This window comes from Microbispora sp. H10670 (genome assembly GCF_014161385.1).
In the GTDB taxonomy this organism is placed as follows: Bacteria; Actinomycetota; Actinomycetes; order Streptosporangiales; family Streptosporangiaceae; genus Microbispora; species Microbispora triticiradicis.
Map to the genome: position 1 here is coordinate 353179 of NZ_JABBWW010000001.1, position 16306 is coordinate 369484.

Annotated in this window: 12 protein-coding genes; 4 read left to right on the forward strand and 8 right to left on the reverse strand. The window is 71.5% G+C overall.

Features of this window, described 5'->3' with window-relative positions:
• Nucleotides 1–42: 42 nt before the first annotated feature.
• Together hisC and HHX33_RS01695 are read right to left on the reverse strand one after the other, a co-directional pair.
• A complete protein-coding gene (hisC, locus tag HHX33_RS01690) occupies nt 43–1098 on the reverse strand; it encodes a histidinol-phosphate transaminase (protein WP_182872987.1) in 1056 nt (351 codons plus the stop codon).
• 32 nt (nt 1099–1130) lie between these two features.
• Nucleotides 1131–1619: a hypothetical protein gene (locus HHX33_RS01695; protein WP_182872988.1), complete on the reverse strand. Its 489-nt coding sequence runs from the start codon at nt 1617–1619 to the stop codon at nt 1131–1133.
• A 135-nt stretch (nt 1620–1754) separates the two neighbouring features.
• Between HHX33_RS01695 and HHX33_RS01700 the strand changes: the two genes are divergently transcribed.
• Complete coding sequence (locus HHX33_RS01700; RefSeq protein WP_182872989.1) at nt 1755–3935, forward strand: glycoside hydrolase family 6 protein; 2181 nt, start codon at nt 1755–1757, stop codon at nt 3933–3935.
• A gap of 147 nt (nt 3936–4082) precedes the next feature.
• On the forward strand, nt 4083–4748 hold the full coding sequence (locus HHX33_RS01705) for a polysaccharide deacetylase family protein (protein ID WP_182872990.1): 666 nt from the start codon (nt 4083–4085) through the stop codon (nt 4746–4748).
• Here the strand turns inward: HHX33_RS01705 and HHX33_RS01710 are convergent.
• The 6 genes from HHX33_RS01710 to HHX33_RS01735 form a co-directional block, all read right to left on the reverse strand.
• On the reverse strand, nt 4727–5917 hold the full coding sequence (locus HHX33_RS01710) for an acyltransferase family protein (RefSeq protein WP_182872991.1): 1191 nt from the start codon (nt 5915–5917) through the stop codon (nt 4727–4729). The genes HHX33_RS01705 and HHX33_RS01710 overlap by 22 nt on opposite strands.
• Before the next feature lie 88 nt (nt 5918–6005).
• Nucleotides 6006–6680: an NUDIX hydrolase gene (locus HHX33_RS01715; protein ID WP_182872992.1), complete on the reverse strand. Its 675-nt coding sequence runs from the start codon at nt 6678–6680 to the stop codon at nt 6006–6008.
• A gap of 39 nt (nt 6681–6719) precedes the next feature.
• Nucleotides 6720–8555, reverse strand: a complete 1836-nt coding sequence (locus tag HHX33_RS01720; protein WP_182872993.1) for a DUF4434 domain-containing protein — start codon at nt 8553–8555, stop codon at nt 6720–6722.
• A gap of 62 nt (nt 8556–8617) precedes the next feature.
• On the reverse strand, nt 8618–9706 hold the full coding sequence (locus HHX33_RS01725) for a glycosyltransferase (RefSeq protein WP_182872994.1): 1089 nt from the start codon (nt 9704–9706) through the stop codon (nt 8618–8620).
• 14 nt (nt 9707–9720) lie between these two features.
• A complete protein-coding gene (locus tag HHX33_RS01730) occupies nt 9721–10983 on the reverse strand; it encodes a nucleotide sugar dehydrogenase (protein WP_111700357.1) in 1263 nt (420 codons plus the stop codon).
• A 98-nt stretch (nt 10984–11081) separates the two neighbouring features.
• A complete protein-coding gene (locus tag HHX33_RS01735) occupies nt 11082–12749 on the reverse strand; it encodes a glycosyltransferase family 4 protein (protein ID WP_182872995.1) in 1668 nt (555 codons plus the stop codon).
• 56 nt (nt 12750–12805) lie between these two features.
• Between HHX33_RS01735 and wecB the strand changes: the two genes are divergently transcribed.
• Nucleotides 12806–13933, forward strand: a complete 1128-nt coding sequence (gene wecB, locus HHX33_RS01740; RefSeq protein ID WP_138459562.1) for a non-hydrolyzing UDP-N-acetylglucosamine 2-epimerase — start codon at nt 12806–12808, stop codon at nt 13931–13933.
• A 226-nt stretch (nt 13934–14159) separates the two neighbouring features.
• Entirely contained in the window at nt 14160–16229 is a 2070-nt protein-coding gene (locus HHX33_RS01745) for a glycosyltransferase family protein (protein WP_182872996.1), read from the forward strand.
• Nucleotides 16230–16306: the final 77 nt, after the last annotated feature.

Consider the following 16306-nt stretch of genomic DNA (forward strand, 5'->3'; position numbering starts at 1 on the left):
GCGCGGCCGCCGTCCACACTCTCCCTTCGATGGGAGGACCGCTCAGACGAAGGCCTGGGCCACGGACAGGAAGACGTCGTTGGCCTCGGGGTCGCCGATGGACACCCTGGCCCCCTCGCCGTCGAACGGGCGCACGGCGACGCCCACGGCCGCGCACTCCGCGGCGAACTCCGTCGTGCGCTCGCCGAGGCGCAGCCACACGAAGTTGGCCTCGGTGGGCGGGACCGTCCAGCCCTGCGACAGCAGGGCCTCCCGCACGCGCGTGCGCTCCTTGATGACGGTCTCGACCCGCTCCAGCAGCTCGTCCTCCGCGTCGAGGGACGCGATGGCGGCGGCCTGCGCGAGGTGGTTGACCGCGAAGGGCAGCAGCGTCTTACGGACGGCCGCGGCCACCGGCTCGTGCCCGATCAGGTAGCCGACCCGCAGCCCCGCCAGGCCGTACGCCTTGGAGAACGTGCGCAGGACCGCGACGTTCGGGTGCTCGCGGTAGAGCGTGAGGCCGTCCGGCACGTCGGCGTCCCGCACGTACTCCCGGTACGCCTCGTCGAGGACGACCGTGACGTCGCCGGGCACCCGGCCGAGGAACCGCCTGAGCTCTTCGGTCCGGTTCACGGTGCCGGTCGGGTTGTTGGGGTTGCACACGAAGACCAGGCGGGTCTCCGGCGTGAGGGCGTCGGCCATCGCGTCGAGGTCGTGCGTCTCGTCGCGCAGCGGCACCCGGATGGAGCGGGCGCCCGAGAGGTCCGCGAGCAGCGGGTAGGCCTCGAAGGAGCGCCAGGCGTAGAGGACGTCCGCACCGGGCTCGCCCACCGCCGCCAGGATCTGCTGCGCCACCGCCACCGAACCGGCGCCGAGCGCGACGTGCCCGGCGGGCACGGCGTACCGCTCGGCGAGCGCCTCGGTGAGCCGGACGGCGCCGGGGTCGGGATAGCGGTGGACCTCGGTGGCCGCCCGCGCGACCGCCTCGACCACCGACGGCAGCGGCCCGTACGGGCTCTCGTTGGAGGACAGCTTGTACGACCGGCCCTCCGGGGAGACCACCGCCTTGCCGGGCTTGTAGGGCGGCATGCTGTCGAGGATCGAGCGGAATCGCGGCATACCGTCACCTTAGAAGATGACCCGGGGAGGCTCTACTTGTAGTAGGCGTACAGCGTCTTCCAGGTACCGGCGTACTGGCAGTTGAGCGACGGCTTGGCGGCCTTGCCCTCGGAGCAGACCTTGAGCTCGACCTCCCCGACGTTCTTCATCGTGAAGGCGAACTTCTTCTTCACGTTGTACGAGCAGGTGCGGTAGTTGCGGTAGGCCAGGTGCGGCGTGTTGGAGGAGTCGAACCAGCTGACGCGGAAGAGCGCCCAGCCGCAGGAGGACGAGGAGCGGGTCCGGTCGACGACGCTGCCGGAGACCTTGACCCACGGCGCGGGCACGCTGGGGTCGTCCTTGGCCGCGGCCGTCAGCGAACCGCTCACCTTGGCCTTCGAGCCCACCGCGAAGTACGGGCCCCAGGGCTTGAAGGCGGCCTGGGTGGTGGCGGCCTCGGCGGCGGTGGCGGTGGCGAGCGGGGCGAGAGCGAAGATGCCGGCCGCCAGCGTGATGCCGGCCAGGGAGCGGGTGAGCGCCATTGCGGGGTTCCTTTCCTCTGTTGTTGCGCTCACTTTGTCGCAGGCCGCTTTCAATGCGCTTGACGCCCGCTGTACGCCGCTTTCGGACGCCGATATTAGTTAGGATCGCGCCTGAACCGGCGATCGGGGAAAAGCATGACGAACGGCGCTGAGAGCGGCGGACCGCGATACGACGATCCCCGGCGCATCGGGCCGTTCCACATTCTCGGGCGGCTCGGTCAGGGCGGCATGGGCACGGTGTATCTCGGCCGGGACGACGAGGGCCGGGAGGCCGCCGTCAAGGTGATCCACCCGCAGTGGGCGGCCGACCCCGGTTTCCGGCGCCGGTTCCAGCGGGAGGTCGCCGCCGCGCAGCGGGTCGCCCGCTTCTGCACCGCCGCCGTCATCGGCGCCGGGCTGGACGGCGACGTCGCCTACCTCGCCACCGAGTACGTCCCCGGCCCCACCCTCCAGGAGGTCGTACGGGACCGCGGGCCGCTGTCGGGATCGAGCCTGGAGGCGGTCGCGGTGAACGTGGCCGTGGCCCTGCAGGCGATCCACAGCGCGGGGGTGATCCACCGCGACCTCAAGCCGTCGAACGTGCTGCTGTCGCCGGTCGGCCCCAAGGTCATCGACTTCGGCATCGCCCAGGTCACCGACAACACCGCGGACCTGAGCGGCATCGTCGCCGGGACGCCGTCCTTCATGTCGCCCGAGCAGGCGAAGGGCGACCGGCTGACCCCGGCCTCCGACATCTTCGGCTGGGGCGCCCTGGTGGCGTACACCGCCTCCGGGCAGGCGCCGTTCAGCGGCGGGTCGATCCCGAGCATCCTCTACCGGGTGCTCCACGAGTCTCCGCAGATCTCGGGGCTCGAACCCCGGCTGCGGTCGATCGTCGACCTGGCGCTGGCGAAGGAGCCGGCCCGGCGCCCCACGGCGCAGCGCCTCGTCGAGATGCTGACCGGCCACGAGCCGGTCGAGCTGATCGCAGCGGCCGCTCCGGTCGCGGCAGCCGAGCCGGCCGCACCGGCGGCGACGGTCACCGGGGCGCCGACGGTCGCCGGGGACGCGGCCGGCCGGCCGTCCCGGCCCGGCCTCACCGGCGGCGTCAGGCTCGGGATCGCGGCCGTCGTGGCCGCCGTCCTGGTCTCGGCGGGGATCTTCGTCGCCGTCCAGTTCACGTCGTCGGAGAAGCCGTCGTCCGGGACGCCGCGGAAGCCCCTGGCGGCGTCCGGGAGCCCCGCCGGGTACACCACCCCCGCCCCTACGGGCACGACGGCTCGCGGCGCGGGCTCGGGCAACCCGCTGCGCGAACCGGACGTACGGCTCTACGCCGACCCGGCGGGCGACGAGGCGCGCCAGGCGGATGCCTGGGCGGCCGCGGGGCGCGGCGAGGACGCCGAGACGATGCGGAAGCTGGCCGCGATGCCGAGGGCCGTGTGGCTGACCGGGCCGAGCGCCGCCCAGGCGGGCCGTACGGCGAGCGCCGCGCTCAGGGCCGCCGCGCGGCAGGACGCCGTGCCGGTCTTCGTCACCGACGACCTCCCGCTGCACGCGTGCAACGAGGGCGGCGCGGCCGGCTCGGCGCAGTACCTCGCCTGGATCGACGCCGTCGCCTCGGCCGTCGGCGACCGCAGGGCGGTGTTCGTGCTGGAGCCCAACAGCCTCACGGAGCTGCCGGGCTCGCCGGAGTGCTCGCTCGGGAACGCCGCCGACCAGCGGGCCAGGCTGCGGATGCTCTCCTCGGCGGTCGAACGGCTCGGCGCGCTGCCGAACACCGCCGTCTACCTCGACGGCAGCCTGGAGGGCTGGCCGTCACCCGAGGTCATGGCGACGCGGCTGGTCGAGGCGGGCATCGCCCGGGCCGACGGCTTCTACCTCAACGCCGCCGGCTACCAGGAGACCGGCTCGCTCGTCGCGTACGGCACCCGCCTCGCCGCCTGCGTCAAGATCAAGTCGTCGGGGAGCGGCACGTGCGCCGACGCCGGGACGGGCGGGGACACGAGCGGGGACACGGGCGGGCTGCCGCACTTCGTCGTCGACACGAGCAGGAACGGCAGGGGCGCGTGGACTCCGCCGGAGGGCAGATACAAGGACCCCCAGGAGTGGTGCAACCCCCCGGGACGCGGCGCCGGGGCGCGGCCGACCACCGACACCGGCAGCGCGCTCGTGGACGCGTACCTGTGGGTGCGACCGGCCGGGGTCTCCGACGCCCGGTGCACCCGTGGCGAAAGCGGCTCCGCCGACCCGGTGTACGGCATGGTCACGCCGTACGGCGGCCAGTGGTGGCCCGAGCTCGCCCTCCAGCGGGCCAAGGACGCCGTCCCGCCGCTCTGACGAAGGTCTGATTACCCTCTCTGCCGATATTCACTAAGATCCCGCGACATGTGGCGCAAAGTCAGAATCTCGTTGGCCGGTGTCTGCGTGGCGGGTGTCTGCGCCGTCCCCACCTCGGCCGCCTCGGCCCCGGTGGCGGTGAAAACGGTGGCGGTGAAAACGGTGGCGGCGGTGCGGACGGTGAAGGCGGCGAAGCCGTACTGCGCCCGGTACAAGTGCATCGCGCTCACCTTCGACGACGGTCCGTGGCCCTACACGCCGGCGCTGCTCGACACGCTGAAGAAGCACAAGGCCAAGGCCACGTTCTTCCTGCTCGGCCGGAAGGTGGCCAACCGCCCCGAGCTCACGCAGCGGATCGTGCGGGAAGGGCACGAGATCGGCAACCACACCTGGAACCACCCCGACCTGACCAAACTGCCCGACGAGGAGGTGCTCAGCGAGCTCACCAGCACCTCGGACGTCATCTACGAGACGATCGGCAGGAAGCCGGAGATCATGCGCCCGCCGAACGGTGCGACGAACGCCCGCATCTCCGGGCTCACGGCGCAACTCGGCCTGCCCCAGATCCTCTGGACGGGGTCCACGCTCGACTGGCAGGCCAGGAACACGAAGGTGATCGCCGCCCGGACGCTGAAGCTCGCCAAGCGCAACGGCGTCATCCTGCTGCACGACATCGTCCCGGAGACGGTCAAGGCGATGCCGGGCGTGCTGAGCAAGCTGGAGAAGCAGCACTACAAGTTCGTCACCCTGACGACCCTGCTGCAGGGCCGGACGCTGCGCGGGGGCGAGATCTACCCGCCCCGCGGCAAGTAGGCGGTCGGCGCCTCCGCGAGCGACGCCGGCGTCTGCACCGGTGCCTGCACCGGCGTCTGCATCGGCGGGACGGGAACCGCGGCCGCGGCGTCCGCCGTGAGCGACCGCTCCAGGGCCGCCCGCAGGCGGGGCTGCAGGGGCCGCTCCACCAGCCGGTGCACGGCGTACGCGACGGCGAGCACGGCGGCGGTCACGACGGGCAGGGCGAGCCGGTTGCCGAGCGGCCCGTGCAACGCCTGGATGAGCAGGAACCCCACGTGGTGGTGGAAGAGGTACAGGGGGTAGGTCAGCGCGCCGAGCGCGGTCAGCCACCGCCAGTCGAGCCGGTCGAGCGCGCCGACGGCGACCGCGACCATCACCAGGAAGATCAGCGAGATCACGCCGACGACGAGCGCGGACCCCAGCGCCGGGCCGAACCGGTCGACCGCCGGGAGCTTCTCCCCCAGCACCGACACGGTCGCGAGCGCCCACCCCGCCCCGACGAACAGCCAGGGGAACATCGACCCGCCGAAGCGGTGGATCAGGAACAACGCCATGCCCGCGATGAAGTACGGCGCGCTGAACGGCAGCAGCACCGCCTGGAGGAGGTCGGCGTCCACCCGCTCGGCGATGACGAGCAGGAAGACCCAGCCGCCGAGGAACGCCAGGCAGCGGCGGTAGGTGATGCCGACCGCGGCGAAGCACGCGACGAGCACGTAGAAGACGAGCTCCTGCCAGAGCGTCCAGTAGACGATCTCCAGGTCCCGCACCCGCAGACCGTGCTGCAGCATGGTCAGGTTGGCCAGCAACTCGGCGAACGTCGGCCGGTGGTCCGTGACGAGCCCGGCGACGGCCAGCGCGCCGAGGACGAGCACGCTCGCCCAGTACGCCGGGTAGAGCCGGGCGATCCGCGACGCCGCGAAGTGCCCGGACGTACGGCCCCACGCGCTCATCAGGATCACGAACCCGCTGATGAGGAAGAACAACCGCACGCCGTACACGCCGAACATGGTCACCGCGCTCAGGGCGGGGAAGGCGTTCGGGGTGCCCCACGCGCGGGTCTCGCCGAAGTGGAACAGGACGACGCCGAGAGCCGCGCAGAACCGCAGGAGGTCGAGGACGCGCAGCCGCGACGGTCCGCGGAGGATGGTCGGCGCGTCGGGGGCGACGCGTGGGGCCGCAGCGAGCATAGGCCGGAATATATCCTGAAAGATCCCTGTGAGGCGGACGATCAGGTCGTGGCAGCCACCGCGCGGCTACTGTGCGGCTACTGCGCGGCTATTGGGGGGCGGCGGCGCCGGCGCGGAGCATCGGGGGATGCAGCAGCACGGCGGGGCCGCGACGGTGCAGCATGGCGGGCCGGCCGCCGTCCCGGGTCGTCGTGTGTCCGGTGGGCACCAGGAAGCCCTCGGTCTTGGTGACCTTCCGGTGGAAGTTGCGGGGGTCGAGCGGGCGGCCCCAGACGATCTCGTACACGCGGCGCAGCTCCGCGACGGTGAACTCCGGCGGGCAGAAGGCGGCGCCGAGCGAGGTGTACTCCAGCTTGCTCCGCGCCCGCTCCACGCCGTCGAGCATGATCCTGCGATGGTCGAAGGCCATCTCCGTCAGCTCCGCCACCGGCTGCCAGCTCATGTGGGCCTCGGTGGACGCGGGCAGGTCGGGGGCGAGGCCGAGGTAGGCGACGCTGACCACCCGCTGACGGGGGTCGCGGTCCGGGTAGCCGTAGGTCTGCAACTGCTCCAGATGGACGGGAGCGCCGGGCAGGCCCGCCCGCTCGGCGAGCACCCGGGCCGCGGCGGCCGGCAGGTCCTCCTCCAGCTTGATGAAGCCGCCGGAGAGCGCCCACCTGCCCTCGTACGGCGGCCGGTCGCGCCGCCAGACGAGGGCGCTCAGCTGCTGGGACCTGACGGTGAGCACGACGAGATCCACGCTGACCGGGATGCGCGGGATCATGAGCGAACGCTATCAGTACGCGACCGGTTGCCCGGTGTCTCAGCCGGTGTTGTGGTAGTAGACGGGCTCCGCCGACTTACGGCCGTCGGCGGAGGTGACCTCCACCCGCACCCACACGCCGCCGGGCACCGTCGCCCAGTCCACCGGGATCCAGATCTGCTCGGTGCCCGCGGGAAGCCCCGGGATCGGCGTGCCGTCGTGCCAGCCGACCGTCGCCGAGTCGACGACCCTGGGGGTGTCCAGCCCCGGCCAGCTCAGCGTGACCTTCACGTCGCCGAGGTGGTAGCCGCGGATCTCCAGGCCGTCCTGGATCTGCCGTTCGCGCCGCTGCGCCTCCACCGGGATCGGCCGGTCCCAGTCCTCCGCGATCTCCTCCGACAGCGACGGCGAGCCGCAGGTGAAGAAGTCGCTCCACATGTACGAGATGATCTTCGAGACGTACGGCCCGGCCAGCGTGACCTGGGTGTCGAGCCGGGGCTTGTCGGTCCTGCCCCGGGTGCCCTGGCGGCCGCAGTTCTCGGTGGAGGACGGCTCGAAGGCCTCGACGTTGGCCCACAGCTCCACCTCCACGCCCTCCTCGGCCAGCTCCGCCCGCGCCTTGGACATCTCGCGGTAGTAGTCGCGGGTGCCGCCGTAGTAGGCCGTGGCGTAGGTGCTCTCGCCGACGACCGGCTTGAGGCGGTCGTCCACCGGCTTGTTCTTCCAGTTGGGCCAGAACAGGCCGACCTTGCCCGTGCCCCGGCCGTCCTGCGGAGCGATGATCTCCACCCCGGTCCGGGCGAGGGCCTTGAAGCCCGCGGCGACCTGCGCCGGCGTGGAGGTGTACTTCAGCCGCCTGCGGCTGTCGATGTACGGGCTGACCAGGATGGGCTTGCCGGGCAGCTCCTGCTCGACGATCCGGTGCTGCTCGGCGTACACCTGGAGCGTCTGGACCTTGCCCGGGTCGGGCCAGTCCCTGAGCTGCAGCTCGAACGGCTGGTAGACGCCGCCCAGCGACTGACGGTCGCCGAAGCGGTTGCCGTAGTCCTGCAGGATCCGCCGGGTCAGCGTGGTGAGCGTGCCGATGTGCCGGGGGTCGGCGCGGGTGGACTCGGCCGGGTCGCGCGGCGCGAGGGGCAGCGCGGGGAAGACCCTGATGCCGAACCGGTCGCCGAGGTCGAGCAGTTCGCTGAGACTGTCCTGCTCGCCCGCCGAGACGAGGATCAGGTGGTAGGCCCGCCCCTTGGTGGTGAAGTCGCAGGTGGGGTCGTCCGAGCCGTCCTCGGGGGCGATGAGCCGGTAGAAGACGTCGCCGTTCACGACGATCTTCCGTTCCACCTGCGGGCAGCGGAAGATGCCGGGCCCGAACTGCTCGTCGGTGCGGTAGACGTACGTCCAGCTGATGCGGTTGCCGGGGTTGGCGGCCCGGAGCTCCTGCTCCGCCGCCTTCATGCAGCTGAGCCCGCTCTCCACACAGACGGCGTACCGCTTGTCGGGCGGCGGGGTCTTCTCCCGATCCTTGTCGTCCACCGGCTGGAGCACCTGCCCGTCGTCGTCGGTCTGGCGCGGCGACAGGCCGAAGCCGAGACGCACGACGGTGTCCCCGCCGAGGCGGTGGATGGCCTGGAGCTGACGCCGCCAGGTGCACGGGTCCGAGGTCGGGATGAGCCAGTACCCCCGCACGGCGTACGGCGTGGCCGCGGCGGTGTCGAACGTGCCACAGGGGTCGGTGAACTCGCTGTGCGCGGGGGACGGGCTGGGGCTCTCGGTCGCCGCGGAGAGGGTCCGCCCGGCGCCGGCGGCGCCCGGATCGGAGCTCCCGTCCCGCAGGACGATCACGACGGACGCGACACCCGCGAGGATCGCCACACCCAGGATGAAGGTGAGCCAGCGCACTTTCAGGACACTACCCGCCCGTCGTTCGTCGAACTTGTCACGCCGAAGTGTTCACCGGGGCTTCAGCTCTTGACGCCGGCCCACGCTTCCAGCTGGTCGACGAAACGACGCGCCGAGTTGGGCCAGTGGTGATGCGCCCGTGCGGCGGCGTAGCCGCGCCCGCCGGTGCCGCGCCGTTCGAACGGGTTGTCCCTGAGCTGGAGCACCGCGCGCGCCACCGCCTGCGGGTCCCGCCACGGGACCACCATGCCGCACTGGTAACGCTCCACGAGCTCGACGGCCCGGGGCGAGGGGGTGGTGATGACCGGGATGCCGTGGGCCATGTACTCCACGATCTTCGTGGGCATGGAGTGGCGGTAGTTGGGCTCGTCGTGCAGCAGCGACAGCCCGGCGAGCGCGCCGTCGAGCCGCTTGAGCGCCTCGTCGTTCGGCATGAAGTCGCGCCACTCCAGCACGCCCTGCGCGACCGCCTCGTTGAGCAGCGGCCTGCTCTGCGGGTCGGCGTAGCCGATCAGCTCCACGGCCACCCGGTGCGGCTGGAGCAGGCGGGCCACCTCGACGGCCTCCTGCACGCCGCGGGCCTCCGACAGCCAGCCCAGGTAGACCACCCGGTCGTCGCCGGGCGGGCTGACGCTGTCGGGCACCCAGGTCTCGTTCGGCACCACCAGGTGCCGCTGCCTGAACCGGCCCGCGTACGCCGCCTCGGCCAGCAGCAGGTGCATCCGGCGCTCGGCGGTGCCCTCCAGGAGCCGGGCGAGGAACCGCGTCGGCGGGCGCAGGAACGCCGGCAGCCACGGCTTGAGCGACAGCGTCGCGGGGGTGTCCTCGTGGACGTCCCAGACCACCGGCGGGCTCTTGCGCACCCCGGCGACGGCGAACAGCAGCTCGGGGTCGTGGATGAGCGCCAGGTCGACCTTCCCGCGCATGCTCTTGAAGAGCTTGCGGGCCGCCCGCACCGCCGACAGGCGGCGCCGCTCGGCGGCCCTCGGCAGGTCGACTCCGGTCACCCACGAGCGCGGCACGACTCCCCGCGCGGTGTACGGCGCGGCGTACGTGACCTCATGACCGGCATCGACGAGTGCCCGGATCTGCCGGTGCAGGATCCGGGCGTCCTCGGGGTGATGCACCACCGTCATGACGAGCACGTGCACGGCGCGGACCCTTCCTACAGCCGCTCGACGCGTTCACTCGTGGCGAGCACGCCACGAGTGTCCAGGACGAGAAGGGCCTGGTCCTCCACCACGTCCAGGTCGAACGCCGCGTGCTGCTGCAACAGGACCACCACGTCCGCGGCGGCCACGGCCGACGACAGGTCCTCCTCGCGGGGGATCGCCCTGCCCTCGACCGACCATTCCTTCACGTACGGGTCGCAGAACGACAGCTCCGCGCCCAGCTCCAGCAGCGCCTCGGCCACCGGGATCGCGGGCGTCTCCCGCTCGTCGGCGATATCCGGTTTGTACGTCACGCCGAGGAGCAGCACGCGCGAGCCGTTCACCGGCTTGCGGGCCCGGTTGAGCAGCCGCTGCACCCGGGCCACCACGTACGACGGCATCCGCTCGTTGATCTCCTGAGCGAGCTCGACGAAGCGGAAGGGATAGCCGAGCTTCCGCACCGTGTACGACAGGTACGAGGGGTCGACGGGGATGCAGTGCCCGCCGACGCCGGGGCCGGGCAGGAACTTCTGGTAGCCGAAGGGCTTGGTGGAGGCCGCCTCGATGGACTCCCAGAGGTTCACCCCGAGCTCGTCGCAGAAGATCGCCATCTCGTTGACGAGGGCGATGTTGACGTGCCGGTAGGTGTTCTCCAGAAGCTTGGCCATCTCCGCCTCGCGGGTGCCGCTGACCGGCACGACCCGCTCGACGAACCGGGCGTAGAAGGCGACCGCCCGCTCCTTGCAGGCCGCGGTGTAGCCGCCGACGACCTTGGGGGTGTTGCGCAGGCCGAACTTCGGGTTGCCCGGGTCGATCCGCTCCGGCGAGAACGCCAGGTGGAAGTCGTCGCCCGCGGTGAGCCCCGACTCCTCCAGGATCGGCCGTACGAGCTCGTCGGTGGTACCGGGCCACGTGGTGGACTCCAGCACGACGAGCGTGCCCGCCTGAAGGCGCTCGGCCACGGCCCGGGTGGCGCCCTCGACGGCCGACAGGTCGGGACGGTGGTCCTCGTCCAGCGGCGTCGGGACGCAGATGACGATCGTGCTCGACCGCGACAGCACCGACGCGTCCAGCGTGGCGGTGAAACCCGCCGCGAGCATCGCGTCGAGGTCGGCGTCCGTCAGGTCGTCGATGTAGGAGCGGCCGGCGTTGAGCGCGTCCACCTTGCGGGGGTCGACGTCCAGACCAGCCACCCGCAGACCGGCCGCCGTGGCCTCCTTGGCCAGCGGCATGCCCACGTATCCAAGCCCGATGATCGTGAGATCGAAGGCAGTCACGATACGGCCTGAGGGCGGAAACAACACTTCATGGTGGCAAAGGTTATCTCAACTCGGCACCAGGCACGCCTGATGCAACACATCGGACTTCGTGCGTTTTACTGGGTTTCGGTCAGCGACTGGTAGATCCCCCGGTAGGTCCGGGCCAGGCTGCTCCAGGTCCGGTGCGCGGCGACCTCGGCCTTCCCGGCCTCGCCCATGACCCGGCGGCGCTCCGGATCGTCGCGCAGCGCGGCCAGCCCCTTGGCGAGCGCGGCCGGGTCTCCTGGCGGCACCAGCAGACCGGCGCCCTCGCCGCCGACGAGCTCCGACAGCGCGGGCAGGTCGCTGAGCACGACCGGCTTGCCCAGCGCCATCGCCTCGACCGGCTTCAGCGGCGTGACCAGGCGGCAGACGCGCAGGTCCTCGCGTGGGCAGACGAAGATGTCGATGGCGGCCTGGGCCTGCAGCGCCTCGTCCGGGCCGACCCGGCCGGGCAGGATCGCGTCCCTGAGGCCGAGCCGCTCGACCTGTTCGAGCAGCGCGGGCCGCTCCGCGCCGTCGCCGACGAGCAGCACCCGCACCGGCGTCCCGGCGTCACGCAGCAGCGCGGCGGCGTCCAGCAGGGTGGCGAAGCCCTCGTAGCCCACGATGCTCGACACCGAGCCCACGACGATCTCGCCGCGGCCCACGCCGTAGCTCTCGCGGAACGCCTCGCCGTCGTAGTCGGCGGTCAGCAGGGAGTCGTCCACCGCGTTGGGCGCGAGGAAGATGCGCTCCCGGGGGACGCCGCGCTCCATGATCTCGGTGGCCATGGTCTCGGCGAGCGTGACGACCGCGTCGGCCTCGCGCATGATGCGCGCCTCCCGCTCCCGCTGGAGGACGTGCCGCTCGCTGCCGACCCGGGCCGGGTCCCGGGAGACCCAGGTCTCCTCCAGGAAGCCGCGCACCTCGTACACGAAGGGGGTGTTCGTCCGCTCGCGGACGGCGAGCGCGACGGAGCCGTTGCGGTGGTCGGTGGCCGCGTGCAGGACCTGCGGGCGGAGCGTGCGGACCAGCTCCGACACGTCCGCGGCGCCGCGGATCATCCGGCCCTGCGTCTCGAACGGCACGTCGTCCTTGGGCAGCAGCCGGTAGTAGGGGACCCCGTCGATCTCCTCGTACGGCTCGGCGTCGGTGTGCCCCTGGAGCATCGGCCAGCCCCAGCTCGTCACCACGTGCGGGTCGAGCCCGGCCGCCCGCTGCGCGGTGACGATGCGGTGGGTGCGGACCGTGTATCCCGCCTGCGTGTACGGCAGCGCGTTGGTGACCATGTGCAGCACCCGGCCGGGCACCCGCTCGCCCATGATGACCTTGGGCTTCGGCGGGATCGGGTCCGGGCCCAGCGCCGCGAGCTCGCCCTCGTAGTAGGCGATCCTGCGGCGGACGAACGGCCATCGGGCCTGCGCCTGGAGCACCCGGACCGACTCGGACATCCGCCCGGCGTCGAAGTGCGCCTTCGCCTCCTTCAGCGGGCCCTTCGCCGCCCGCTGCAGGATCTTGCGCGTACGGACCTTGACGAAGCGGGCGGCGGGCCAGGCGACGCGGCCGACGAACGGGCGCACCCCGGCCGGCATCGCGTCGGCGGCCGCCTGGGCGATCCGCATCGGGTCAGACTTGGCCTTGCTGGCGACGATGCGGGAGACGAGGATCGGGTTCCGCGCGAACCCCCGGAGGAAGCCGCCGAGACCGGCCTTCGCGGACGCGGCGGACACGACCTTTACGGGCTTGTTGGCCTCGGTTTCCACGGCGCGACCGTACCATAGGCAACGTTTGTCTCAGGGTTAGGTGAAAGGCGAGGTAGATGAGAGACCAGCCCCTCGTCCTGCACGTTTTGGGCGCCCGGCCCAACTTCGTCAAGGCGGCGCCCGTCGTCAAAGGACTGGCCGCGCTCGGCGTCCGGCAGGGCATCATCCACACGGGTCAGCACTACGACGCGCTGATGTCGGACGTGTTCTTCGCCGACCTCGGGCTGCCCGAGCCGATCGCGAACCTCGGCGTCGGCAGCGGCACCCACGCGCGGCAGACGGCGGCACTCCTCACCGGGCTTGAGGACGTCGTCCTGGAGCACCGTCCGGCGCTCGTGGTCGTCTACGGCGACGTGAACTCCACGCTCGCGGCGATCCTGGTCTGCGCCAAGCTGGGCGTGCCGACCGCGCACGTCGAGGCGGGCCTGCGCTCCTTCGACCGGGGGATGCCGGAGGAGGTCAACCGGATCGTCACCGACGCGCTGTCGGACCTGCTCTTCGCCACCTCGCCGGACGCGCTGGCGCACCTCGCCAACGAGGGCGTGGACCCGGCTAAGGTGCACCTCGTCGGCAACCCGATGATCGACAGCCTGTTCGCCGCGCTGCCCTCGCTCGACCCCGCGCCCGTACAGGAGCGCCTCGGCATCTCCGGGCGGTACGCGGTGGCGACGCTGCACCGCCCGGCGAACGTGGACGACCCCGAGGCCGCCCGCGAACTGGTCGACGCGGTGCTCGGGGTGGCCGAGCAGGTGCCGGTGATCGTGCCGCTGCACCCCCGCGGCCGGCAGCGCCTCGCGGAGGCCGGCCTGGTCGATCGCGACGGACTGCGGATCGTGGACCCGCTGGGTTATGTGGACTTCCTGTCCCTGGTCCGGGGCGCCGCCCTGGTGGTGACCGACTCCGGCGGCGTGCAGGAGGAGACGACCATGCTGGGCGTCCCGTGCCTGACCGTACGGCCCAACACCGAGCGGCCGATCACCGTGACCCACGGGACGAACCGGCTCGTGACCCCGGCGTCGCTGCCCGCCGCCGCGTCGAAGGCGCTCGCGGACGGCGCCGCCACCCCCAGCGGGGAACTGCCGCCGCTCTGGGACGGCGCCGCCGGGCCGAGGATCGCCCGCGTCATCGACGCCTGGCTCCGCGGTGACAACCTCTCCCCGGCCGCCAAGGGCCGGGCGCGCTAGCGCCCGGCGAGCGATCCGGAGGGGCGCGCCGCCGGTCTGGACTGAGGAGCGAGGAACGAGCGACGAGGGAAGACGGCGGGTGTGAGCGCCCCGACGGTGAGCGGGAAGCACAGGCCGGGCGCGCTAGCGCCCGGCGAGCGATCCGGAGGGGCGCGCTAAATCCCCTATTTCGGCATAAAGGCGGCGGCGACAGCCGTACGATGACTCTTCCTTCGAGGGGGGAAGCATGGCTGAGACCGACGAGACTCCTGAAGAGCCGCGTTTCCAGCGGCTGGGGCCGGTGAACTGGCTGCCCGAGGAGCGCAAGCACGTCGAACAGTACGAGGCGCGCATCCGCGACCTGGAGAACCGGCTCGCCTACCAGGAGGCCCGCGCCGACTACGCGCTCTGGCGGCTCCAGGCCACCCAGACCCAGAAGCCGTACCGGGTCGCGCAGGTGCTGACGAACGCGGCCAAGCCCAAGAAGATCGTCCGGCTGCCGCGCGACCTCAGCAAGGCGATGAAGGACGGCAGGAAGGCGCCGAAGGCGCCGCCGTCCGCGATCGAGGTCGCCGCCGCGGCCGAGGCGCGGGGTCCCGAGGTCAAGATCCCGACCCTCCAGTGGCCCGACGGCCCTGTCGTACGGCCCGACATGCGCGTCGCGGTGATCCTCGACGACTTCTCCCGCATGGCGTTCAGGTACGAGTGGGACCAGATCGAGTTCGGCCTGCAGGACTGGCGGGAGATCTTCGCGGAGCGGCGTCCGGAGATGCTGTTCTGCGAGTCGGCCTGGCACGGCAACCAGGGCCGCTGGCGTTACCAGATGACCGGGACCAACGCGCCCAAGCAGGAGTTGCGCGACCTGATCGCCTGGTGCCGGGAGGAGGGCATCCCCACGGTCTTCTGGAACAAGGAGGACCCGCCCAACTTCGACTTCTTCATCGAGACGGCCAAGCTGTTCGACCACGTGTACACGTGCGACGGCGACATGATCCCGAAATATCGCGAGACGCTGGGTCATGACCGTGTCGGCGTGCTGCAGTTCGCCGCGCAGCCGCGGATCCACAACCCGATCCAGACCAAGCAGGGCCGGCCGTACGACGTCGTCTTCGCCGGCATGTACTTCCGCGACAAGCACCCCGAGCGGCGCGAGCAGATGGAGACCATCCTCGCGCCGGTACGCCCGCTCGGCCTGCACATCTTCGCCAGGAACGGCACGGTCGCCGACAAGTACGCCTGGCCGGAGGAGTACCGCCCCCACATCGCCGGCGAACTGCCGTACGAGCAGATGCTGGCCGCGTACAAGATGTACAAGGTCTTCCTGAACGTGAACTCGGTGATCGACTCGCCGACCATGTGCGCCCGGCGTGTCTTCGAGCTGTCGGCCTGCTCGACCACCGTGCTGTCGGGCTGGTCGCGGGCCATCGAGGAGACGTTCGGCCCGCTGATCCCGGTCGCGCACTCGCAGGAGGAGGCGTACAACCGGGCGATCTACTTCATCAACAGCCCGGAGCTGCGGTCCCGGCAGGGACACCTGGCGATGCGCGAGGTGTTCGACAAGCACCTGTTCTCCCACCGGGTCGACCAGATCCTCACCGACCTCGGCCTGCCGGTCGTGTCGCGCTCGCGGTCGATCTCCGTCGTGCTGCCGACCAACCGGGCCGGCCAGCTCGAACACGCGATCACCCAGGTGGCCCGCCAGCGGCACCGCGACCTGGAGCTTGTACTGGTCATGCACGGCCTGTCGGAGGACCCGGCGGTCGTGCGCGACAAGGCGCTCGCGGCGGGCATCCCGGCCGTGAAGGTGCTCACCGCCGACCCGTCCTGGACGCTCGGCGAGGTGCTCAACCACGGCATCGCCCACGCCGACGGCGAGCTGATCTCGAAGATGGACGACGACAACATCTACGGCGAGCACTACCTGTCCGACCTGGTCCGTTCCTTCGACTACGCCGACGCCGAGATGGTCGGCAAGGGCGCCCACTACACCTACTTCCCCGACCAGAACGTCACGATCTTCCGCCTGCCCGGGCTGGAGCACCGCTACGCCCACCTGATCCAGGGGGCGACGATCCTGGCCAGGACCGACCTGCTGCGCGCGTTCCCGTTCGAGCCGGTCAACGCGGGCGAGGACACCCGGCTCGTACGGCGCTGCAAGGAAGAGGGCGTACGGATCTACTCGGCCGACCGCTACAACTTCATCTACATGCGCGGCTCCGACGCCACCGCCCACACCTGGCAGGCCGCGGACTACAAGCTGACCCGCAACGCCCAGTTCTGCTTCGCCGGCAACCCCGAGCCGCACGTGCTCATCTGAACGTTGTTGTCCGGCGTGAGGGCCGCGGCCCTCACGCCGCCTCCCGGCCGACGCTCTGAACTGGTCGTTCTCTCCTT

What these genes read in the sequence shown, in the direction of transcription:
- HHX33_RS01745 (WP_182872996.1), top strand. Translation starts at nt 14,160, where the DNA reads ATGGCTGAGACCGACGAGACTCCTGAAGAGCCGCGTTTCCAGCGGCTG.
- wecB (WP_138459562.1), top strand. Translation starts at nt 12,806, where the DNA reads ATGAGAGACCAGCCCCTCGTCCTGCACGTTTTGGGCGCCCGGCCCAAC.
- hisC (WP_182872987.1), bottom strand. Translation starts at nt 1,098, where the DNA reads ATGCCGCGATTCCGCTCGATCCTCGACAGCATGCCGCCCTACAAGCCC.
- HHX33_RS01715 (WP_182872992.1), bottom strand. Translation starts at nt 6,680, where the DNA reads ATGATCCCGCGCATCCCGGTCAGCGTGGATCTCGTCGTGCTCACCGTC.
- HHX33_RS01695 (WP_182872988.1), bottom strand. Translation starts at nt 1,619, where the DNA reads ATGGCGCTCACCCGCTCCCTGGCCGGCATCACGCTGGCGGCCGGCATC.
- HHX33_RS01700 (WP_182872989.1), top strand. Translation starts at nt 1,755, where the DNA reads ATGACGAACGGCGCTGAGAGCGGCGGACCGCGATACGACGATCCCCGG.
- HHX33_RS01710 (WP_182872991.1), bottom strand. Translation starts at nt 5,917, where the DNA reads ATGCTCGCTGCGGCCCCACGCGTCGCCCCCGACGCGCCGACCATCCTC.